Here is a 19,531-nt window from a genome sequence, read left to right as displayed (position 1 = left end):
TCATCGTCATTTGATAAGATGGCTCTCATCATTCGTAAGGCAGAACCTGCGCGTCACGCGCGAACGCCGGTCGCATTAGCTGGAAACAAGGACGGGACGAGGCCCGCTGTCACGGCAATCACGGCTGCCCTGCCGGGCACGCGCACGGCGCGGCCCGGGAAGGCGGTCGGCCCACTCGCCTCCGACTACACTGTGCGTTTTTTCTGGATCGGGGCGTGTCCATGGATGACGAAAACGATAGCGCGGTGCTCGAGGCGCACGTCGGTACGCGCAGCCCCTGCTGGCGTCTCGGCAGCGACAGCAACGCGCTCGAACTGGCCGCGGTCCGCGGCCTGACCAACGTCGCGATCGCGCTGACGGTCGAGCAGGCCGCGCGCATCCGCGCGCTGACCGGCGTCACGTCGCACCTCGTGCTCGACATCGTGCTGTTCGGCAACCCGGTCAGCCTCCATCTCGTCGGCAGGAAGGTCAATACGGTCGACTGGGCCGGCACGGCGTCCGCCTATTCCGATACCGAATCCGTCGCCGGCGACCTGTCGCACGGGCTCGCGTTCGCCGAGCAGGTCGTGTCCGAAGTGAATTCGCTCGTCGTGATCCTCGACCGCAACGGGATGGTGCAGCGCTTCAACCGCCTGTGCGAGGAAGTGACGGGCAAGCGCGAGGTCGACGTGATCGGCCGCAGCGCGTTCGAGCTGTTCATGAGCCCCGAACAGGGCGCGCAGTCGCGCAGCAACATCACGGGCTTCTTCGCGAGCAACCAGTCGTTCGCGGTCGAGCGCTACATCAACACGGTCAACGGGCCGCGCCTGTTCCAGTTCCGCAACAAGTTCGTGCAGAGCGGCAGCGGCGTCGACGAGCAGTACCTGATCTGCTCGGGCATCGACATCACCGAGGAGCGCAACGCGCAGCAGCGGCTCACCGAGCTCGCGAACACCGACGTGCTCACCGGGCTGCCGAACCGCCATGCGATCAGCGAGCGCATCCACGCGGCGATCGCCGCGGAGAGCGAGCAGACGCGCGGGCAGGTCGGCATCCTGTTCCTCGATCTCGACAACTTCAAGCGCGTCAACGATCACTACGGGCACATCACCGGCGACCGCCTGCTGCAGGACGTGTCGGCGATCATCAGCGGCTGCCTGCCGTCCGGCGCGACGCTCGCGCGGCTCGGCGGCGACGAATTCCTCGTGCTGTTCGAACAGGGCACGCGCCCGCTGCTCGAAGCGACCGCGCAGATCATCCTCGAGCGGCTGCGCACGCCGATCCATCTCGGGCTGATGGAGGTCTACACGAGCTGCTCGATCGGCATCGCGATGCATCCGCAGCACGGCGATTCGCTCGAGACGCTGATCCGCAGCGCCGATACCGCGATGTACGTCGCGAAGGAAGAGGGCAAGCATACGTATCGCGTGTTCTCGCTGGAGATGAACCAGAAGGTCGCGAAGTACATGTGGCTCGACACGAACCTGCGCAAGGCGCTCGAGGAAGAGCAGTTCGTGCTGCATTACCAGCCGGTCGTCGATATCGCGACGGGCGACGTGCACGGCGTCGAGGCGCTGATCCGCTGGCAGTCGCCCGATCGCGGGCTCGTCGCGCCGGTCGAGTTCATCCGTTTCGCGGAAGAGTCGGGGCTGATCGCGCCGCTCGGACGCTGGGTGATGCGCACGGCAGCCGCGCAGGCCGCCGCGTGGAAGGCGAAGGGGCTCGGCATCCGGATCGCGGTGAACGTGTCCGCGCGGCAGTTGCAGGACATGAACATCGTGCATCAGTTCGCGTCGATTCTCGACGGCGCGGGGCTCAAGCCCGGCCTGCTCGACATCGAGCTGACCGAGAGCTGCTTCATCGAGGACGAGGACGCGGCCATCGGGCTGATGCGGCAGTTCCGCCAGCTCGGCGCGGAGATCCATCTCGACGATTTCGGCACCGGCTATTCGTCGCTGTCGCAGTTGTCGCGGCTGCCGCTCGACGCGATCAAGCTCGACCGCACCTTCATCACGGCGATCGACCGCAATCCGCGCTCGCAGGCGCTGGTGCGCTCGGTCGTGTCGCTCGCGAAGGCGCTGAATTTCGCGGTGGTCGCCGAAGGCGTCGAAACGCATGCGGAAGCCGAATTCCTCAAGCAGCTCGACGTCGATCACGCGCAGGGCTACTACTACGCGCGGCCGATGCCGGCGCAGGCGTTCGAGGCGTGGCTCGCGGAGACGAGAAAGCTCAGGCTGATCGCCTGAGCGTCGTTCCGGACAAGGCGCCGCCGGCCGTCGGCGGCGCCCGTCGCATTACACCGTGCGCAGCTTCGACACGCGCCGGTTCTGCAGCATCACCAGGCGTTCCATGTACGCGAGGTCCTTCGGCTCGATCGTGAACGCCGCATGGACCCACGCTTCCGTGATGTCCATCAGCTCCGAGCGCGACAGCTGGAACACGCGTTCGCGGGCGCGCAGCATCGCACGGATGCCGTTCAGCTTGGGTTTCGTCACGTCGATGAAGGTGCGCGTCGCGAGATACGCGTCACCGGCGTCGAACGTCTCGTCGATCAGCCCGCAGTCTTCGTACCACTCTGCCGCATGCGCTTCGCCGGTCGCGATCAGCGATTCCGCGAGGCCGCGGTTCGCCTTGCGCGCGACCAGCGAATAGCCGCCCATGCCCGGGAACAGGTTGAACGCGATCTCGGGGAACCCGAGTTTCACGCCCTTCTGCGCGAGCACGTAGTGATGCGCGAGCGCGGCCTCGAAGCCGCCGCCGAGCGCGCTGCCCTCGACCATCGCGATCGAGATCGCGCCGGTGCCGAAGCCCGTGTAGATCTCGTACACGCCGTCGATGCACGAGCGCGCATAGGCCATCAGCTGGTCGCGCCGGCCGCTGCGGATCGCGTCGACGAAGAAACTCAGGTCGCCGCCGACGTTGAACAGCTCGGGGACGAGCGAGCCCGTCACCCAGAAGTCGAACGTGAGGCCCGAGTCGCGTGCGACGCGCGCGAGATGGATGATGTCGGTGACGAGTTGCTGGTTGAAACACGGCCGCGGCTCCGATCGCAGCATCATCCACATGACGTTACGGCCTTCTTCGTAGAAGGCCGTCAGTTGCGAGAGTTCGCCGGCTTCGTAAAACGGCCGGCACGCCGGATGGGATTGGAGTTGCATGGTATGTCCTCGTGAGATGTGGTTTTAAAGACCGTCGCGCCATGCGCCATGCGGGTATCGGGTTGCCCGCCGGGGCGCCTGGCGCGAGGCATCGCCATTGTTGCGCGCGCACAAAAGTCGAATTGCGGGGAACAACGCACGAACGGAAAACCCGTGCGGCTTGCGTTCGAACGAAAGGGCGGGTGACGACGAAGGGCGGGACGACGGGTTGAGGTCGGTGGGGGAGGGGACTCGAGTGGAGCGGGCGCGCCGGCGTCGCCGGTCGCTTACGCGCTGAAAGCGACGTCAGGACGCCGATCCGCTGTTGCGGATCGGGTCGACCGGCGTGGGGGCGATTCGTCTCGTCGTGAGCGAGAGGGCGCGCGCGGCGCGCATGGCCGCTCGGCGTCGATCGGCTTCGGATGCCGCCGTTCGGGATGCAGCACCGTTGGCAGCGTGCCGAACAGGATCACACGCAGCCACGCGAACGCCATCACGCGGTCACCGGTTGCGCAAGCGTCACCGACCGGCATGAGGTCTCCTTCCCGCTGGCGCGGCTTGACGCTCGCCGGCCCGTCGCCCACACTGGGCCGCACGACGGCCCCGCGTGCGAGTGCGCGCGAGAGGCTTGTCATGCGCGCGTCATGCGGTACGACTCCCGCTCCGGCGCGCGGCGCTGACGCCCGGCAACGAACGCGCGGAGAGCTTCGACGTGGTGCGTTTTTATTCCCGATGGACCGGCTGCCTGTTCGCGTGCGCCGTTGTGCTCGGCGCGGGTACGGCGGTGGCCGATACGCGCGGCGCGGACGATTCGCACGACGCGGGCGAGACGGCACCCGTCACGCTCGTCAGCGACGTCCACGAATTCGTGATCCAGCACGACGGTTCGCTCGACGAGCACGACGATTCGACACTGCGCGCGAACGACGCGAACGGGATCGACGCGGTCGCGCAGCGCTACGTGTGGTTCGACAAGCATCTCGAGAAGGTGGAACTGCTCGCGGCCGAGACGATCGACCGCGACGGCGTCGCGCATCCGGTCGGCGCGGACGGCATCCGCGACGTGCAGGAGCCGCGTTCGGCCGGTGCGCCGACGTTCCAGGACGGGCTGCTGCGCACCGTCGTGTTTCCCGGCGTCGAAGCCGGGTCGAGCACGCGCGTCGCGTTCCGCAAGACCCGCACGAAGCCGGTCAATCGCGGCTACTTCGGCTACACCGTCGAGCCGTCACGCGAGCCGGTCGACAGCCAGCGGCTGATTTTCGACGTGCCGGCCGACATGCCGCTGTACGCGGATGCGCGCGGCTACGTCGCGCTGCCGCCGGTCACGGCGAACGGTCGCACGCGTTACGAATTCGACTACCGGCACGGCGCGTACGATCGCATCGAGAGCGGCGCGGTCGGCTATCCGACCTACGGCGACCGGCTCGTCGTGTCGACGCTGCCCGACTACGCGGCGTTCGCCGCGCGCTACCGCAACGCGGCCGTCGACCCGGGCGCGAACGATCCGGCCGTCGTGCAACTGGCGCGCGTGCTCACGGCGGGTGCCGCCGAGCCACGCGACAAGGCGCGCATTCTGTACGACTGGGTGCAGGCGAACGTGCGCTACGTCGGGCTGTTTCTCGGCGAAACGGCCGCCGCGCCGCATCGCGTGACCGACATCCTGCGCAACCGCTACGGCGACTGCAAGGACCACGTCGCGCTGTTCGGCGCGTTGCTCGCGGCGGTCGGCATTCGCAGCGAACCGGTGCTGATCAACCTCGGCTCGGTGTACACGCTGCCGTCCGTCCCCGGCTACGGCGCCGGCGCGATCAATCATGCGATCACGTGGCTGCCCGATCTCGGCCTCTACGCGGACACGACGACGGCCGGCATCGCATTCGGCTACCTGCCGCCGATCGTGATGGATCGCCCGGCGCTGCTGGTCGATACGGGCGTGCTGTCGCGCACGCCGGCCACGCAGCCGCGCGGCCGCACCGCGCGCATCGCGATCGATGCCGCGCAGCCCGGCGCCGCGCGTGTTCAGGCGTACGTCGAGGACGACGGCTGGACGGCCGAACTCGAGCGCACCCTGTTTCGCCGCGCGTCGCGCGAGCGCATCGAACAACTGGCGAACGAGCGCCTGCGGCAAAGCGGCCTGCGCGGCCGCGCGCAACTGTCGACCGGCGACCGGCGCGTGTCCGACGGCCCGTTCGACGTGACCGTGACCGGCACGCTCGATCATTTCGTGTGGCCGGACGGCACGACCGCGTTGCCCGCGCTGTCGAGCCTCACGGGCGGTATCGCGACGCAGGTCGAGGCCTGGCTGGCCGAGCCGGTGCGCACGCAGCCGTGGGGCTGCGTCGGCGGCACGTTCGACGAGACCGGCCAGATCGCGCTGCCGGCGGGCGTCGCCGTGACCGACCTGCCGGCCGATACGGCCGTGCACGACCGGTTCGTCGACTTCACGTCGCATTACGTGTTCGATGCGGCCGCGCGCGTCCTGCAGGTCACGCGGCGGATGAAGGCGGATTTCGGCCGGCAGGTCTGCACGCCGGACGAGTTTGCCGCGCTGCGCGCGTCGCTCGAGCGCATCGAGCGCGACACACAGGCGCAGATCGTCGTGCGGGCGAAGCAGCGTTGAGCGGCGCGGGCACGGCATTCGCTCCGAAGCGGCGAATGACCGCAATTGCCGACGCGCAGGAGGACATCATGACGGAGCGGGATCGCGAGATCGCCGAACTCTCGAAGGAATTGCTGGGCCGGATCGTGCAGGGCGCCGTCACGAACGGCGCAGCCGTGGATGCGCAGCAGTGCGCGGCGCTCGCCGTGCAGTGCGCAACGGCGCTGGTCGACAGGCTCGATGCGTTGAAGTGACGCGCGGCAGGCCGTCGCCGTCGCCGCACGTTACGCTTCGGCGGGCACGTCGCCGTCCGCGCGCACGGCGCCCGGCGGCTTGCCGACCACGCGCTTGAACGCCCGGCTGAACGCGGCGAGCGAACCGTAGCCGAGCCGGTACGCGACCGCTTCGATCGTCTCGCGGTCGCGTGCGATCCACTGCGCGGCGAGCCGCATCCGCAGCTCGGTCAGGTAACGCACGGGCGTCATCCCGGTGGCCGCGAGGAAGCGCTCGGCGAACACCGAGCGCGATACGCCCGCTTCGGCCGCAAGCTCCGCGACGCTCCAGTTGCGGCCCGGGTCGCGATGCAGCGCGACGATCGCGCGGCCGAGCTTCGGCTCGCGCAGCGCCTGTACCCAGCCGGTCGCATCGCCGCATCCGCACTCGACCCAGCCGCGCACGATGAACGCCGCGACCACGTCCGCGAGCCGCGCGAGGATGCCCGCGAAGCCCGCGCGCGCGGTGCACGCTTCGCGCTCCATCGCATCGAGCATCGGGCGGATCTCGGGGTAACGCGCGAGCAGCGTGCCCACGTGCATGAACGCGGGCATCGTGCCGACCAGCGGCTGCATGCCGCCGAGGTCGAGTTCCATGCACGCGCTGAAGATCAGCGCATCGCCGGCGCCGGGCTCCTTCGTCGCGCAGCTCGTGGGCGACACGCCGGCCGACGCCACCGACGCGACCGTATCGCAGATCTTCGCGATCTCGAAGCCGTTGATCTCGCGGCTCGGCACATCCGGATCGGACACCAGCGCGTGCATGCCGCCGTGCGGCAACAGGATCGCGTCGCCGGCCTCGAGCCGCATCGTGTCGCCCGACGCGTCGCGCAGCAGCACGGGCCCGCGCACGACGAAATGGAACTGCGCGCGGCCCGGCGCATGGCCGAAATTCAGCCCGAACGGCCGCGCGACCTGGATGCGGCGGTACTGGACGCCGCTCAGGCGCATCCCCAGCAGCAGCTCGCTGACGAGGTCGTGCGCGTCGGGAATCGGGGGCAGAAGGGGCTCGGACATATCGAGATACGGACGTTCGATCAACAAGAACGGATTGTATGTCATAGACCGTCCTGCCGCCGTTCCTTACGATACGCGCTCATCAGTACTTTCCCTAACCGACACGGAACCCCGCATGAATCCCGGAATCTCCTCGGCCGCCTCGACGGCGGCCCCCCGCGAACCGGCCTGGGGCGCGGTATTCGCGATGGCGCTCGGCGTGTTCGGGCTCGTCACGGCCGAATTCTTGCCGGCGAGCCTGCTCACGCCGATGGCCGAGAGCCTCGGCGTGACCGAAGGCGTGGCCGGACAGGCCGTCACGGCCACCGCCACGGTCGCGCTCGTCACGAGCCTGCTGATCTCGGCGCTCACGCGCACGATCGACCGGCGGCGCGTGCTGCTGGTGTTCTCGGTGCTGCTCGTCGCATCGAATCTCGCTGTCGCGTTCGCGCCGAATCTGGCGATGCTGCTGATCGGCCGCGTCGTGCTCGGCATCGCGCTCGGCGGCTTCTGGACGATGGCGACCGCCACCGCGATGCGACTCGTGCCGACGGCGATGGTGCCGCGCGCGCTGTCGATCATCTTCAGCGGCGTGGCGGTCGCGACCATCGCGTCCGCGCCGATGGGCAGCTACTTCGGTCACCTGATCGGCTGGCGCAACGTGTTCCTGATCGCGGCCGTGCTCGGCGGCCTCGCGTTCGTGTCGCAGCTTCTCACGCTGCCGTCGATGCCGCCGAGCGGCACGACGCGGCTGCGCACGCTGATCGACGTGCTGCGCCGGCCGACCGTCGGCCTCGGGATGTTCGCGACGATCCTCGTGTTCACCGGCCATTTCGCGTTCTTCACGTATCTGCGGCCGTTCCTCGAACAGGTCGCGGGCGTCGGCGTGAACGGGCTGTCGGCGATCCTGCTCGGCTACGGCATCGCGAACTTCGTCGGCACGTCGCTCGCGGGCCGCGTGCTCGAACACCGGCTGCGGCCGATGCTGATCGGCATGCCGGCGCTGATGGTCGTGCTCGGCATCGCGCTCGTCGTGCTCGGCCGCGCGCCGATGATCGACGCGGTGCTGGTCGCGTTGTGGGGAATGGCGTTCGGCGGCGTGCCGGTCGCGTGGTCGACGTGGGTCACGCGCACCGTGCCCGACGAAGCGGAGAGCGCGGGCGGGCTGATCGTCGCGGCGATCCAGCTCGCGATCGCGACGGGCGCGGCGGCCGGCGGCGTCGTGTTCGACGCGAACGGCGCGGCAGGCGTGTTCGTCGGCGCGGCGATCGTGCTGGCGGTGGCGGTCGCGACGATCGTGACCGGCGTGCCGAAGCGGGTGGGCGTGGTCGCGTCCTGACCGGCCCGGCGGCCCGCGTGGTACGGGCCGCCGGCCGATCGTCCGCGCGTCAGGTGGCGCTGGCGCCCGCGATGCGGTCGAGTGCCGCGAGCGCGTCGGCCGGCAGAGCGAGATCGACTGCCGCGAGATTCTCGCGCAGATGCGCGACCGACGACGTGCCGGGAATCAGCAGGAGATTCGGCGCGCGGCGCAGCAGCCACGCAAGCGCGACCTGCATCGGCGTCGCGCCGACGCGGGCGGCGACGTCGGACAGCGTCGACGACTGCAGCGGCGAGAAGCCGCCGAGCGGGAAATACGGCACGTACGCGATACCGTCACGGGCCAGCGTGTCGATCAGTGCATCGTCGCCGCGATGCGCGATGTTGTAGTGGTTCTGCACGCAGACGATGTCGCAGATCCGCCGGCCTTCTGCAACCTGCGCGGGCGTGACGTTGCTCAGGCCGATGTGCCGGACCAGCCCGCGCCGTTGCAGTTCGGCGAGCGTGGCCAGCGGCGCTTCGATCGATCCCTCGGCCGGCCCGTGCGTGTCGAACATGATGCGCAGGTTGACGACGTCGAGCACGTCGAGCCCCAGGTTGCGCAGGTTGTCGTGCACGGCCCGTTCGAGTTCGTCGGGCGCGAAGGCGGGCAGCCACGACGCGTCGTCGCCGCGTCGCGCGCCGATCTTGGTGACGATCACGAGATCGTCGCGATATGGATGCAACGCGTCGCGAATCAGCCGGTTCGTCACGTGCGGGCCGTAGAAGTCGCTGGTGTCGAGATGGTCGACGCCGGATTCGACGGCTTCGCGCAAGACCTTCAATGCGGCGTCGCGGTCTTTCGGCGGGCCGAATACACCGGGGCCGGCGAGCTGCATCGCGCCGTAGCCGATCCGTCTGACGTGGCGATCTCCGAGCCTGAAGGTGGCGGTGTGGCGAATGTCGGGCATGACGTGCTCCTGTCGATGAGATGAATGAATGCGTTCAGCATAGGGACGAGTCGTCTGCGCGATAAGCCGGCATAATTCGCACGGGTTGTACGAAAAGGCGAACAATGCAAACCGATCTGGGCGATCTGAACGCGTTCATGGCCGTGGCGCGCGCCGGCGGATTCCGCGACGCCGCGCGCATGACGGGCCTCAGCGCGTCGGGGCTGAGCGAGGCTGTGCGCCGGCTGGAAGCGCGGCTCGGCGTGCGGCTGCTGCATCGCACGACGCGCAGCGTCGTGCCCACCGAAGCCGGCGAGCGCCTGCTCGCGCGCCTCGGGCCCGCGCTGACCGAAGTGGCGGCGGCGCTCGACGGTATCGACGAATTCCGCGGCCGACCGGCCGGCACGCTGAAGCTCAACGTGCCGGTCAGCGCATCGCGGCTCGTGTTGCCCGCGATCGTGCCGCGCTTTCTCGATGCGTATCCGGACATCCGGCTGGAAGTGACCGCCGACGAAAATTTCGTCGACGTGCTGGCGGCCGGATGCGACGCGGGCATCCGCTACGACGAACGGCTCGAACAGGACATGATCGCGGTGCCGATCGGCCCGCGCGTCCAGCGGTTCGCGACCGCGGCGGCGCCCGGCTATCTCGACCGGCACGGCCGGCCGCGGCATCCGCGCGACCTGCTCGACCATCGGTGCCTGCGCGGGCGTTTCGCAAGCGGCGCGATGCCGCCGTGGGAGTTCGAGCGCGACGGCGAGGTCGTGCGGGTCGAGCCGGCCGCCGGTCCGCTGCTGGTCCAGATCGGCGGGGCGACGGAGCTGATGGTCGACGCGGCGATCGCCGGTACGGGTATCGTGCATCTGTTCGAAGACTGGCTGCGCCCGCATGTCGACAGCGGCGCGCTCGAACCGGTGCTCGAACCGTGGTGGCGGCCGTTCTCGGGCCCGTTTCTGTACTATCCGGGGCGGCGTCTCGTGCCGCCGGCACTCCGCGCGTTCATCGATTTCATTAAGGCGTCCTGAGCGCGGGTCGGCGCACCGGCGCGTGCGCGTCGAGCCGCTGCCGGTGGTACGCGCCGGTCGCGTCGTCGGCCGGAAACATGCACGCGATGCGCGGTTCCTGCGCGGCCGCGCGTTGCGGCGTACCGACCGTCGTGATCGGCGAGAAGTAGCGCAGCACGACGCCTGCGTGAACAAAGCCGATCGGGGTGACCGGCAGCGGCGGCGCGGCGGCCGCCCGCCGCCCCGCGAATCCGTCAGCCGCCTTGCTTGACCAGCGCCGCCAGCGTCTTCATTGCCTGCAGATACGGATACGGCCCATGGCTGATGCGCGCCACGCCGTACTCCGCGAGTTCCGTGAGCGTCGGCGTTTCCGCGACGCGCATCACGTTCACCGGCAGCGGCGACGCGGCCGTCAGCGCGCGAATGAGCGCCGGCGAGCGCAGGCCGGGCACGAACAGGCCGTCGGCGCCGGCCGCCGCGTACGCGCGGGCGCGCGCCAGCGTCGCGTCGAGCAATCGTTCGTCGTGCGTCTCGGTTGCCGCCTTGAAGAACACGTCGGTGCGCGCGTTGATGAAATAGTCGACGCCCGCGCGATCGGCCGCCTGCCGGGCCGCCGCGATACGGGCCGCCGCTTCGTCGACGTCACGCAGTTCGCCCGTCGACGGAAAACTGTCTTCGAGATTGCAGCCGATCGCGCCGGCCCGGATGCTCATCGCGATCGTCTCGGCGACATCCTCCGGCCGCTCGCCGTAGCCGCTTTCGAGATCGACGGTGACGGGCAAGTCCGTCGCACGCACGATCCGCTCCAGCACCTCCATCATCAACGCGCGCGGCATCTGCTCGCCGTCGACGAAACCGTTGGCTGCCGCGACCGACCAACTGCCGGTGGCCAGCGCGACGGCGCCGGCGTCGGCCACCGCGCGCGCACTGCCGGCGTCCCACACGTTGAACAGCGCCAGCGGCTGGCCCGCGCGGTGAAGCGACCGGAAAATCGCGCCCTTCTCGTTGTTGCCCATGCTCGTCTCCTTATGGATACCGGATCGGTTGTCGTGCCGAGCGATATTGCCATCGAATCGGGCGGTGCGACGGACGCCGGCAATGTCTGCTGACAGCGCGTGACAGGAAGTGCGCATGATCGCCGCCGCTGGGCGATCCGCGCGCCGCCTCAGTCGCGCGAACCCGGATCGATCGACAGCGTGCGCAACTGGCCGCGCAACTGGTCGACTTCGCCCGGCGCGAACGGCCGCTCGATCTCGGCATGCGCGCGCTGCCACAACGGGAACGCCTCGGTCAGCAGGTCGTGCCCGGCCGGAGTCAGTTCGAGCAGGCGGCTGCGCCGGTCGTCCGGATCCTGCGCGATCGTGACGAGGCCGCGCCGCTCGAGCGGCTTGAGCGCCGCGGTGAGCGTGGTGCGATCCATCGCGAGCAGCGACGCAACCGATTTCATCGGGGCCGGTTGCGGCCGGTTCAACGACATCAGCAGCGAAAACTGGCCGTTGGTGAGGTCGAGCGGGCGCAGCACATCGTCGAAGATGCGCGCCAGATTGCGCGCCGCGCGCTGCATGTGCAGGCACAGGCAGCAATCGCGCACCATCAGCGTCGTTTCGAAGGGAAGCTTTTCTTTTCGTGCCATGTTGCAATTGTGTTGATATCAACCTATCTTGTCAAGGTCGAGGCGCGGCAACCCGCCGCGTCCGTCATCGGAGGAGAAGGCATGAGTGCGCAACAACAGTTGTATCTCGCCGTATTTCTCGGGACCCAGGACAGCCCGGCGATGAAGGCATGGATGGCGCTGCCGGAGGACGAGCGGCGCACGCGCGAGCGCGACGGCATCGCCGCGTGGCATGCGTGGGTCGAGCGCCATCGCGACGCGATCGTCGAGCTGGGCGGCCCGCTCGGCAAGACCAAGACCATCGACGCCGGCGGCATCCGCGACACGTCCAATGCGCTGAGCGGCTTCAGCGTCGTGCGGGCGGCATCGCACGAGGCGGCCGCCGCGCTGTTCGAAGGTCATCCGCATTTCACGCTGTTCCCGGGCGTGTCGGTCGACGTGATGCCGGTGCTGGCGATTCCGGGCGCATGAGCGACGCGTGAGGCCGGACACGATGTGTCGCCCGACGCGATGCGCGTGGTCCGGATGCAGACATTTTCCCGACATTCTGGATGGAGATGGGCGATGAAGCTTTACGGATTTGCCGGCACCCGCTCGCAGCGGGCGCTGTGGGGGCTGAAGGAACTGGATGCGGATTTCGAATTCGTGTCGGTCAACCTGCTCGAGGGCGAGCACAAGCGGCCCGAATTCCTGCGCCTGAATCCGGCCGGCAAGGTGCCGGTGCTGGTGGACGGCGACCTCGTGATTCCCGAGTCGGCCGCGATCGTGCTGTATCTCGCGGACAAGTACCCGGAGAAGGCGCTGCTGCCGGTCGAGCCGGCGCTGCGGGCGGAGGCCTATCGATGGGTCATGTTCGCGGTGACGGAGCTCGAGCAGCCGCTGTGGCGGATCACGCGGCATACGTTCATCTATCCGCCGGAGAAACGCTCGCCGGCCGATATCGAACTGGCGCGCGAGGATTTCACGACGATGGCCGCGATTCTCGACAAGCATCTCGAAGGGCGCGAATTCATCGTCGGCGATTCGCTGACGGTGGCCGATTGCGTGACGGCTTACCTGATCGACTGGGCGAGCGAATGCCACCTGATCGAACCGTTCCCGCAACTGCGCGCGTATCTGGAGCGGCTGTATGCGCGGCCGAAGGCGCCGCAGCGGATCGCGGAGGCGCGGAAGGCGGCGTGACAGTGAAACGGGTGCCGGGTCATGCGCCGCATCGGCGTGACCCGCCGCGTCCGCGTGCGATCACGACACCGTGTCGGGCCCGCCGAGCGCACGACACAGCATCGCCAGATCGCGCAACGTGAGATGCGGTGTCGCCGCCTGCGGCGGAGCCGGTTCCCCGCCCGCCCGAGGTTCGCGCACGACCCACGCGGCCTGAAGCCCCGCATTCAACGCGCCGACGATGTCGAGGTGGAAGTCGTCGCCCACATGCAGCAATTCGGCCGGCCGCACGCCGAGTGCGTCCGCCGCCGCATGGAAGATTTCGGGTTCCGGCTTGGCGAAGCCGAATACGCGCGCGCTGAGCGTCGTGCGGAAGAATTCGCCGCCGCCGGTCAGCCGGAGATCCGCGTTGCCGTTGGTGACCGCGATCAACGGAAAGCGGGCGCTCAACCACGCCAGCGCCGGCAGCGCGTCTTCATAGAACTCGACGCGATTGCGCGCCGCATAGAAGACGTCGTAGGCCCGGTCGGTCAGCGAGACATCTTCGTTCGCGCGTTCCAGCGCCAGTCGGATCGAGCCGATTCGCATCGCGCGATAGTCGCTGGCGAGATCCGGATACAAACGTTCGTATTCCTCACGGAGCGCGCTCAGCGCCTGCTGCGTCGGCAGCACGCGCGCGGTATTCGGCGCGTGCTCGAGCAACCATGCGCGAAGCGTCGCTTCGGCCCGGACGACGGACGGCCCGAACGGCCACAGGGTGTCGTCGAGGTCGAACGACAGGGCGGAAACTTGGGTGAGACGCATGGCGGTTGAAAGCGGGAAGTCGTGTTACCAGGGCCACGGAACGGCGGTTCCGGTGCCGTTGTCGACGGCGTGCCGATACAGGAAGCGCGCGACGGTCAGGTCCTGAAGCGCGAGGCCCGTCATGTCGAAGACGGTGATCTCGTGCGCGGCACGGTCGACCGATGCCGCACCCGCGAGGATGTCACCGATTTCCGTGCGCGGCAAATCCGGCGCCCACTGGCACTCGCCGATGCTGCGCGCCTGATCGTGATCGTCCACGACGATGCGCGCGCGTTCCAGCACGCCAGGCGGTAGTTCGCGCTTGCCCGCGGTATCGGCGCCCACGCAGGTCAGGTGGGTGCCCGGCCGAACCGCATCCGCGTCGAACAACGGCCCGCCGCCGGGCGTGGCCGTGATCACCACGTCGCTGTGGGCGACCGCATCGTTCCGGTCGCGCGCCACGCCGATCGTGCATCGTTCGACGAAGTGCGATTCGAACGCCGGGTCCGGCTCGCCGCCGACGTTCACGTATTGCACCGTGCACCGCTGCGGCAGCAGCCGGAGCGCGTAGTCGAGCTGCACGCGCGCCTGCACGCCCGTGCCGAACACGCAGATCCGCGTGCTGTCGCGGCGTGCGAGCTGTTGCAGCCCGAGGCCGCCCGCGGCGCCGGTCCGCGCGGTGGTGATCGCGTTGCCGTCCATGATGCACAGCGGGCGGCCCGTCGCCGGATCGAACAACGCGACGGTCGCCTGATGCGGCTCGCCGCCGCGTGTACGGTTGCCGGGCCAGAACCCGGCCGCCTTGAAACCGAGCAGATCCTGGCCGGCGACGTCGCCCGACTTGATGCCGAACACGCCGCCGGTATGCAGCTTCTCGCGCACCACCGGGAATACGCGTCCGGCCCTTTGACTGTGCAGCACGAAGGCTTCGCGCACGGCCGCCATCACTTGCCCGGCTTGCAGGGCGGGCTCGACGGCATCGCGGTCGAGGAGAAGGAGGCGGGCGTCGGTCGGCATGGTCGGGGGTGCCTGTCCGGCACGAGACGAATCGAGGGTGTTTAAAGTTTGTCCAGAACTGGATAAATAGTCAATGCGCGGATGGCGCGGCATGGGCGCCGGACTTCGCTCACCACCCGTAGAAGCGTGGCCACGTCTGCGCGGCGTCGTCGTCGCCGATCGCGTGGTAGTCGGGATGTTGCGCGCCGGTCGCGCACGCGTGATTCGGCAGGATGCGCAGGCGCGTGCCGATCGGAAACCGCCGCGCGATGTCCGTATCCGGCGTGCCCGCGCGCGACACGATCCCGTGTTCCTGGTTGGCGGCGCTCATCAGGTAGTCGTCGAGCACTTCGCCGGCTTCGGTGCAGATTTGCCCGTAGCCGAAGTCGCGTGCCTGGCGCTGCGTGCCGCGGTCGCGGCTCATCGCCATCCAGCCCGCGTCGACGATCGCCCAGCCTTTCTTTTCCTGATGACCGATGACCGTGGTCAGCACCGACAGCGCGATGTCGGACTGTTCGCACACGCCGATGTTGTGCATCACGAGGTCGAACATCACGTACACGCCGGCGCGCACTTCGGTCACGCCGTCGAGCCGCTCCGCCGCAAGCGCGGTGGGCGTCGAGCCGATGCTCACGACCGGGCACGGCAACCCGGCGGCCCGCAGGCGCTCCGCGGCCCGCACGGTGCGGCTGCGCTCCTGTTCGGCGATCGCGGCCAGCGCGTCGGGCGTGTCGTATTCATAGCTGGAGCCCGCATGAGCGAGCACGCCGCCGAGCAGCATGCCGCCGCCGGTCAGCGCGCGGCCGACGTCGATCAGCAGGTCGGCTTCGGGCGGGATGCCCGAGCGGTGGCCATCGACGTCGACTTCGATCCATACGTCGAACCGTTCGCCGTGCTCGCGCCCGAAGGCGGCGATCGCCTGCGCGGCCGGCAGGCTGTCGGCGACGATCTTCAGGTCGCAGCCCTGCCGGCGCAGCGCGAGCGCCTGCGCGAGTTTGGCGGGCACCATGCCGACCGCATAGACGATGTCGCGGATGCCGTGCGCGAAGAACTGCTCGGCTTCCTTGAGCGTCGACACCGTGATGCCTTGCGCGCCCGCCGCGATCTGCGCGTCGACGACGTGCCGGCATTTGGTGGTCTTGACGTGCGGCCGGAACCGGACGCCGAGTGCGTCCAGATGCGTTTGCATGCGCGCGATGTTGCGCTGCATGCAGCCGACGTCGATCAGGGCGGCCGGGGTATTGAGCGTATGAAGGTTCACGAGGTGTCCGATGGCGTGGTTGCCGATGCGGACACTGTAGGGCGGTTGGGCTGCCTCGTGTTTAATGCGCGGCTAATCTGCCATTAAGCCGCATTTAACACTCATGCCTTGCCGCGCCACGGCGGCGGATCGAGAAACCGCCGCGCGGCGTCGAGAAACACCCGCTGCCGCGCGGAGCGGCCGGTACGCGACGGCAACAGCGCGGTCACCGGCGCGGCCGGCAGGTTCCAGCCGGGCAGCAGCCGCACGAGCTTGCCGTTCGCCAGCAGCGGCGCGACGTCCCACTCGGAGCGCTCGACGATGCCGAGCCCGGCGAGCGCCCATTCGGTGATGACGGTGCCGTCGTTGGACGACAGCGCGCCGCTCACGCGGATGACGGTAGCCCGCCGCGATTCGCCCTCGATGCCGCTGCCGGGCGAGAAGCGCCAGCGCGGGATGTCTTCGTCGTTCTCGCGCAGGCACAGGCAGTCGTAGCGCGTCAGGTCGGACGGATGCTTCAGATCCTTGAGGCGGCGCGCGTACGCGGGGCTCGCGCACAGGAAGCGCTCGTTGGGGGCGAGCGGATAGCCGATCCACGACGACGACTTGAGGCTGCCGACATGGACGACCACGTCGGCCCCCGCCGCGCTCGTCAACGGGCTTTCCGACAGATGGAGCGAGATGTCGAGTTTCGGATGCGCGCGCTGCAGGTCGCGCACGATCCGTGCGACGTATTTGCGGCCGAAGCCGAGCGGGGCGACGACGCGCAGCGTGCCCTGCACGTCGCCGTGGTCGCCCGCGAGGCTGCCCGGTAGCGCTTCCACGCGCTCGAGAATGCCGACGGCTTCCTGGTACAGCCGCTGCCCTTCGTCGGTCAGCGCGATCCCTTTCGGCTGCCGCACGGCGAGCCTTGCGTTCAGCCGTGCCTCCATCCGCTGCAGGCGAATCGTGACCGCGGGCGGCGTGAGGTCGAGCAGCCGGGCGGCAGCGGCCAGGGAGCGCGACGTGCCGATCGCGCGGACGAGTCGAAGGTCGTCGAGGTCGAGCATTTCATGGCTCTTAATGCCGGTGATGTCGAGCATTAAACCGCACATCGTGCGGCGAAGCCATCGACGCGGCGTCGAGGGGCGGCGACAAGCTCGACCGGAACGCGCCTGTCACATTCGCCCGATACATTGAATTTTTCGATGCCATCCGGCATTCGGCACGTATTTCCCGATCGATTCGACCGCCCGTCATGACACTGACCCAGCTTCGCAGCTTCATTGCCGTCGTCCAGCACGGCGGTTTCACCGCGGCCGCCCGCGCGCTGTCCACCAGCCAGACGACGATCACGTCGCAGATCCAGACCCTCGAACACGAACACGGCGTCGAGCTGTTCCACCGCCGCGGCCGGCGCGTCGAGCTGTCGGCGGTCGGACTCGAATTCCTGCCGATCGCGCGCCGCATCTGCAGCGACGAGAGCGATGCCGCCGCGCTGCTGCGCGACAGCGGCGCATTGCAGCGCGGCTCGCTGAAGATCGGTGCGGTCGGCCCGTTTCACGTCACCGAGATGATCGACGCGTATCACAAGCTGCATCCGCACATGCACCTGTCGGTCGCGCTCGGCAATTCGGAAACCGTCTTGCGCGATCTCGACGAGTACGTGTGCGACGTCGGCGTGGTGGCCCGCGCGTTCGAGGACGCGCGCTACTTCACGCAGCGCTATGCGAGCTTTCCGGTGATCGCGTTCGTGCGCTCGACGCACCGCTTCGCGACGCGCGACGCGATCACGCTGCACGAACTGGCCGGCGAGCCGCTGCTGATGCGCGAACCGGGCTCGACGACGCGCCGCGCGCTCGAAGACGCGATGGCGGCGGCCGGCCTGACGCCGCGCATCGCGATGGACATCGGCAGCCGCGAGGCGTTGCGCGAGGCCGTCGCGCGCGGGCTCGGCGTCGGCACGGTATCGAAGGCCGAATACGTGCCCGACGAGCGGCTGCGGCCGCTGCGCATCGACGGCGACCCGGTCGAAACCCATATCCACGTGTGTTGCCTGAGCGAACGGCGCGGCAGCCGGCTGGTCGCGTCGTTTTTCGATGCGGTCGCGCGGTGCCGGCCGCTCGACGCGTGACCGCGGGCAACGACGCACCGGCATGCGGCGGCGATCGATCGAAAAATTCGGTCGATCCATAGCCGATGACCGGGATTTTCGATCATGAACGCGTCATCGCGGATGCCTAACCTGATGCTCGTCCCCATTCCATTCAGGTGCGAGCATGTGTTGCGCGGCAGATCGGTTTTTCGTGTTGGTTCGTCATGCAGAATATCGGGTCGTGAACGGACAAGTGTGCGATACGCGGCGTCGCCCGGGAGCGGCGGCATGAGCGACTGGCACTTCCACAATCCCGTGCGGATCCGCTTCGGCGTCGACGCGCTCACGGATCTGAGCGATGCGCTCGGCGGACGCAGCTATGCGATCGTCACGTATCCCGATGCCGTGTTCGCGCGGCTGGCCGACCGTGTCGAAGCGCAGCTCGGGCCGGCGCTCGCGCGGATCGACTGCGTCGAGGCGAACCCGTCGGTGCCGATGCTGCGACGCGCGTGCGAGCGGCTCGCCGCGCTGCCCGCCAAACCGGACGTGCTGATCGCGCTCGGCGGCGGCTCGGTGATCGATTCGGCGAAAGTGCTCGCCGCCGAACACGGCGATTTCGATCGCGTGCTGCGCATCCTGTCCGGCGCCGCGGGCACGACGGGCGACGCACCGGTGCGGCCTGCGCTGCCGATCGTCGCGATCCCGACCACGGCCGGCACCGGCAGCGAAGTGACGCGGTGGGCGACCGTCTGGGATCCGCACAACGCGCGCAAGCTGTCGCTGTCGCGGCCCGATCTCTTTCCGGAAACGGTGATCGTCGATCCGCGCCTGATGGTCGGCCTGCCGATGCAGCCGACGCTCGCCAGCGGTCTCGACGCGTTGTCGCACGCGCTCGAAAGCATCTGGAACGTCCATGCGAACCCCGTCACGCGCGGCCTTGCCGTGCAGGCGGCACGCGAACTGATGCACGGCCTCGGGCGCGTGAATGCGCACCCCGACGATCTCGACGCGCGCAGCGACATGGCGCTCGGCGCGCTGCGCGCGGGGCTCGCGTTCTCGAATACGCACACCGCGCTCGCGCACAGCATTTCCTATGCGATCACGCTGACGCGCGGCGTCGCGCACGGCATCGCGTGCTCGTTCTGCCTGCCGGCCGTGATGCAGGCGGCGCTCGGCGTCGACGCCGCGTGCGACGCCGCGCTGCGCGAGATCTTCGGCGATACGGCGTCCGCCCCCGCGCAGCTCGTCGCATTGCTCGACGCGCTCGGCGTCGCGAGCCACCCGGCCGCGTACGGGATCGACGCGCCCGAATGGGCGCGCATCGTGGATCACGCATTCGACGGCGCACGCGGGCGCAACTTCATCGGCACCCGCGCGCGCTTCCCGCATTTCGACTTCAGCCCGGAGCAGCCCGAGCGGGCGCTTCACTGAC

Annotated in this window: 19 protein-coding genes; 9 read left to right on the top strand and 10 right to left on the bottom strand. The window is 68.9% G+C overall.

From position 1 onward, the window contains the following. Positions 1 to 221: 221 nt before the first annotated feature. Positions 222 to 2,225 (top strand): cyclic di-GMP phosphodiesterase, encoded by a 2,004-nt coding sequence (gene pdeR / locus H0X90_RS20815; protein ID WP_006495698.1) that lies wholly within the window; start codon positions 222 to 224, stop codon positions 2,223 to 2,225. Between the two features lie 48 nt (positions 2,226 to 2,273). On the opposite strand, the gene H0X90_RS20810 is transcribed toward pdeR, so the two are convergent. Next, positions 2,274 to 3,137 (bottom strand): crotonase/enoyl-CoA hydratase family protein, encoded by an 864-nt coding sequence (locus H0X90_RS20810; protein WP_006488766.1) that lies wholly within the window; start codon positions 3,135 to 3,137, stop codon positions 2,274 to 2,276. 691 nt (positions 3,138 to 3,828) lie between these two features. On the opposite strand from H0X90_RS20810, the gene H0X90_RS20805 reads away from it, so the two are divergent. Then, on the top strand, positions 3,829 to 5,736 hold the full coding sequence (locus H0X90_RS20805) for a DUF3857 and transglutaminase domain-containing protein (RefSeq protein WP_077191052.1): 1,908 nt from the start codon (positions 3,829 to 3,831) through the stop codon (positions 5,734 to 5,736). Positions 5,737 to 5,771: 35 nt separating this feature from the next. Next, complete coding sequence (locus tag H0X90_RS20800; RefSeq protein WP_006488792.1) at positions 5,772 to 5,969, top strand: hypothetical protein; 198 nt, start codon at positions 5,772 to 5,774, stop codon at positions 5,967 to 5,969. 30 nt (positions 5,970 to 5,999) lie between these two features. Here the strand turns inward: H0X90_RS20800 and H0X90_RS20795 are convergent, their stop codons facing one another. Then, a complete protein-coding gene (locus tag H0X90_RS20795; RefSeq protein WP_077191017.1) occupies positions 6,000 to 7,049 on the bottom strand; it encodes an AraC family transcriptional regulator in 1,050 nt (349 codons plus the stop codon). Between the two features lie 70 nt (positions 7,050 to 7,119). Between H0X90_RS20795 and H0X90_RS20790 the strand changes: the two genes are divergently transcribed. Then, positions 7,120 to 8,322 (top strand): MFS transporter, encoded by a 1,203-nt coding sequence (locus H0X90_RS20790; protein ID WP_034202773.1) that lies wholly within the window; start codon positions 7,120 to 7,122, stop codon positions 8,320 to 8,322. A gap of 49 nt (positions 8,323 to 8,371) precedes the next feature. Here the strand turns inward: H0X90_RS20790 and H0X90_RS20785 are convergent, their stop codons facing one another. Then, a complete protein-coding gene (locus tag H0X90_RS20785) occupies positions 8,372 to 9,250 on the bottom strand; it encodes an aldo/keto reductase family oxidoreductase (protein ID WP_077191018.1) in 879 nt (292 codons plus the stop codon). Positions 9,251 to 9,354: 104 nt separating this feature from the next. On the opposite strand from H0X90_RS20785, the gene H0X90_RS20780 reads away from it, so the two are divergent. Further along, complete coding sequence (locus tag H0X90_RS20780; RefSeq protein ID WP_006488775.1) at positions 9,355 to 10,254, top strand: LysR family transcriptional regulator; 900 nt, start codon at positions 9,355 to 9,357, stop codon at positions 10,252 to 10,254. On the opposite strand, the gene H0X90_RS20775 is transcribed toward H0X90_RS20780, so the two are convergent. The 3 genes from H0X90_RS20775 to H0X90_RS20765 form a co-directional block, all read right to left on the bottom strand. After that, the gene (locus H0X90_RS20775) at positions 10,241 to 10,411 is read right to left on the bottom strand and encodes a transcriptional regulator (RefSeq protein WP_077191019.1); all 171 of its coding nucleotides are present in this window, start codon (positions 10,409 to 10,411) and stop codon (positions 10,241 to 10,243) included. The two genes, H0X90_RS20780 and H0X90_RS20775, sit on opposite strands and share 14 nt — an antisense overlap. Before the next feature lie 76 nt (positions 10,412 to 10,487). Continuing rightward, complete coding sequence (locus H0X90_RS20770; protein ID WP_077191020.1) at positions 10,488 to 11,249, bottom strand: isocitrate lyase/phosphoenolpyruvate mutase family protein; 762 nt, start codon at positions 11,247 to 11,249, stop codon at positions 10,488 to 10,490. Positions 11,250 to 11,398: 149 nt separating this feature from the next. Continuing rightward, positions 11,399 to 11,866, bottom strand: coding sequence for a MarR family winged helix-turn-helix transcriptional regulator (locus H0X90_RS20765; RefSeq protein ID WP_006488765.1), 468 nt, complete (start codon positions 11,864 to 11,866; stop codon positions 11,399 to 11,401). A gap of 81 nt (positions 11,867 to 11,947) precedes the next feature. Here H0X90_RS20765 and H0X90_RS20760 point away from each other — a divergent pair, with 81 nt between their 5' ends. Together H0X90_RS20760 and H0X90_RS20755 are read left to right on the top strand one after the other, a co-directional pair. Further along, the gene (locus H0X90_RS20760) at positions 11,948 to 12,316 is read left to right on the top strand and encodes a hypothetical protein (protein WP_006495689.1); all 369 of its coding nucleotides are present in this window, start codon (positions 11,948 to 11,950) and stop codon (positions 12,314 to 12,316) included. A gap of 93 nt (positions 12,317 to 12,409) precedes the next feature. Then, positions 12,410 to 13,027 carry a glutathione S-transferase family protein gene (locus H0X90_RS20755; RefSeq protein WP_006488786.1) on the top strand — a complete coding sequence of 206 codons (618 nt, stop codon included), beginning with the start codon at positions 12,410 to 12,412 and terminating at the stop codon, positions 13,025 to 13,027. A 60-nt stretch (positions 13,028 to 13,087) separates the two neighbouring features. Here H0X90_RS20755 and H0X90_RS20750 read toward each other — a convergent pair whose 3' ends face one another. From H0X90_RS20750 to H0X90_RS20735, 4 genes are all read right to left on the bottom strand, one after another. Continuing rightward, on the bottom strand, positions 13,088 to 13,810 hold the full coding sequence (locus tag H0X90_RS20750) for an HAD family hydrolase (RefSeq protein WP_077020844.1): 723 nt from the start codon (positions 13,808 to 13,810) through the stop codon (positions 13,088 to 13,090). Between the two features lie 24 nt (positions 13,811 to 13,834). Next, positions 13,835 to 14,806 (bottom strand): ornithine cyclodeaminase family protein, encoded by a 972-nt coding sequence (locus H0X90_RS20745; RefSeq protein ID WP_006488773.1) that lies wholly within the window; start codon positions 14,804 to 14,806, stop codon positions 13,835 to 13,837. A gap of 109 nt (positions 14,807 to 14,915) precedes the next feature. Then, positions 14,916 to 16,046, bottom strand: coding sequence for a DSD1 family PLP-dependent enzyme (locus tag H0X90_RS20740; protein WP_077191021.1), 1,131 nt, complete (start codon positions 16,044 to 16,046; stop codon positions 14,916 to 14,918). A gap of 101 nt (positions 16,047 to 16,147) precedes the next feature. Beyond that, a complete protein-coding gene (locus H0X90_RS20735) occupies positions 16,148 to 17,107 on the bottom strand; it encodes a LysR substrate-binding domain-containing protein (protein WP_034202766.1) in 960 nt (319 codons plus the stop codon). A gap of 155 nt (positions 17,108 to 17,262) precedes the next feature. On the opposite strand from H0X90_RS20735, the gene H0X90_RS20730 reads away from it, so the two are divergent. Both H0X90_RS20730 and psrA read left to right on the top strand, forming a co-directional pair. Beyond that, positions 17,263 to 18,138: a LysR substrate-binding domain-containing protein gene (locus H0X90_RS20730; protein WP_034202765.1), complete on the top strand. Its 876-nt coding sequence runs from the start codon at positions 17,263 to 17,265 to the stop codon at positions 18,136 to 18,138. Positions 18,139 to 18,387: 249 nt separating this feature from the next. Beyond that, on the top strand, positions 18,388 to 19,530 hold the full coding sequence (gene psrA, locus H0X90_RS20725; protein ID WP_006488762.1) for an iron-containing alcohol dehydrogenase PsrA: 1,143 nt from the start codon (positions 18,388 to 18,390) through the stop codon (positions 19,528 to 19,530). Position 19,531: the final 1 nt, after the last annotated feature.

It is taken from the genome of Burkholderia sp. 9775_39 (assembly GCF_015712225.1).
Lineage (GTDB): Bacteria > Pseudomonadota > Gammaproteobacteria > Burkholderiales > Burkholderiaceae > Burkholderia > Burkholderia cenocepacia.
This window is presented reverse-complemented; position numbering and strand designations above follow the sequence as displayed.

Bases quoted from the DNA above. Each gene is read 5' to 3' on its own strand.
- psrA (WP_006488762.1), top strand. From the start codon at position 18,388: ATGAGCGACTGGCACTTCCACAATCCCGTGCGGATCCGCTTCGGCGTC.
- H0X90_RS20785 (WP_077191018.1), bottom strand. From the start codon at position 9,250: ATGCCCGACATTCGCCACACCGCCACCTTCAGGCTCGGAGATCGCCAC.
- H0X90_RS20755 (WP_006488786.1), top strand. From the start codon at position 12,410: ATGAAGCTTTACGGATTTGCCGGCACCCGCTCGCAGCGGGCGCTGTGG.
- H0X90_RS20790 (WP_034202773.1), top strand. From the start codon at position 7,120: ATGAATCCCGGAATCTCCTCGGCCGCCTCGACGGCGGCCCCCCGCGAA.
- H0X90_RS20745 (WP_006488773.1), bottom strand. From the start codon at position 14,806: ATGCCGACCGACGCCCGCCTCCTTCTCCTCGACCGCGATGCCGTCGAG.
- H0X90_RS20730 (WP_034202765.1), top strand. From the start codon at position 17,263: ATGACACTGACCCAGCTTCGCAGCTTCATTGCCGTCGTCCAGCACGGC.
- H0X90_RS20780 (WP_006488775.1), top strand. From the start codon at position 9,355: ATGCAAACCGATCTGGGCGATCTGAACGCGTTCATGGCCGTGGCGCGC.
- H0X90_RS20800 (WP_006488792.1), top strand. From the start codon at position 5,772: ATGACCGCAATTGCCGACGCGCAGGAGGACATCATGACGGAGCGGGAT.
- H0X90_RS20770 (WP_077191020.1), bottom strand. From the start codon at position 11,249: ATGGGCAACAACGAGAAGGGCGCGATTTTCCGGTCGCTTCACCGCGCG.
- H0X90_RS20750 (WP_077020844.1), bottom strand. From the start codon at position 13,810: ATGCGTCTCACCCAAGTTTCCGCCCTGTCGTTCGACCTCGACGACACC.
- H0X90_RS20810 (WP_006488766.1), bottom strand. From the start codon at position 3,137: ATGCAACTCCAATCCCATCCGGCGTGCCGGCCGTTTTACGAAGCCGGC.
- H0X90_RS20795 (WP_077191017.1), bottom strand. From the start codon at position 7,049: ATGACATACAATCCGTTCTTGTTGATCGAACGTCCGTATCTCGATATG.
- pdeR (WP_006495698.1), top strand. From the start codon at position 222: ATGGATGACGAAAACGATAGCGCGGTGCTCGAGGCGCACGTCGGTACG.
- H0X90_RS20735 (WP_034202766.1), bottom strand. From the start codon at position 17,107: ATGCTCGACATCACCGGCATTAAGAGCCATGAAATGCTCGACCTCGAC.
- H0X90_RS20765 (WP_006488765.1), bottom strand. From the start codon at position 11,866: ATGGCACGAAAAGAAAAGCTTCCCTTCGAAACGACGCTGATGGTGCGC.
- H0X90_RS20760 (WP_006495689.1), top strand. From the start codon at position 11,948: ATGAGTGCGCAACAACAGTTGTATCTCGCCGTATTTCTCGGGACCCAG.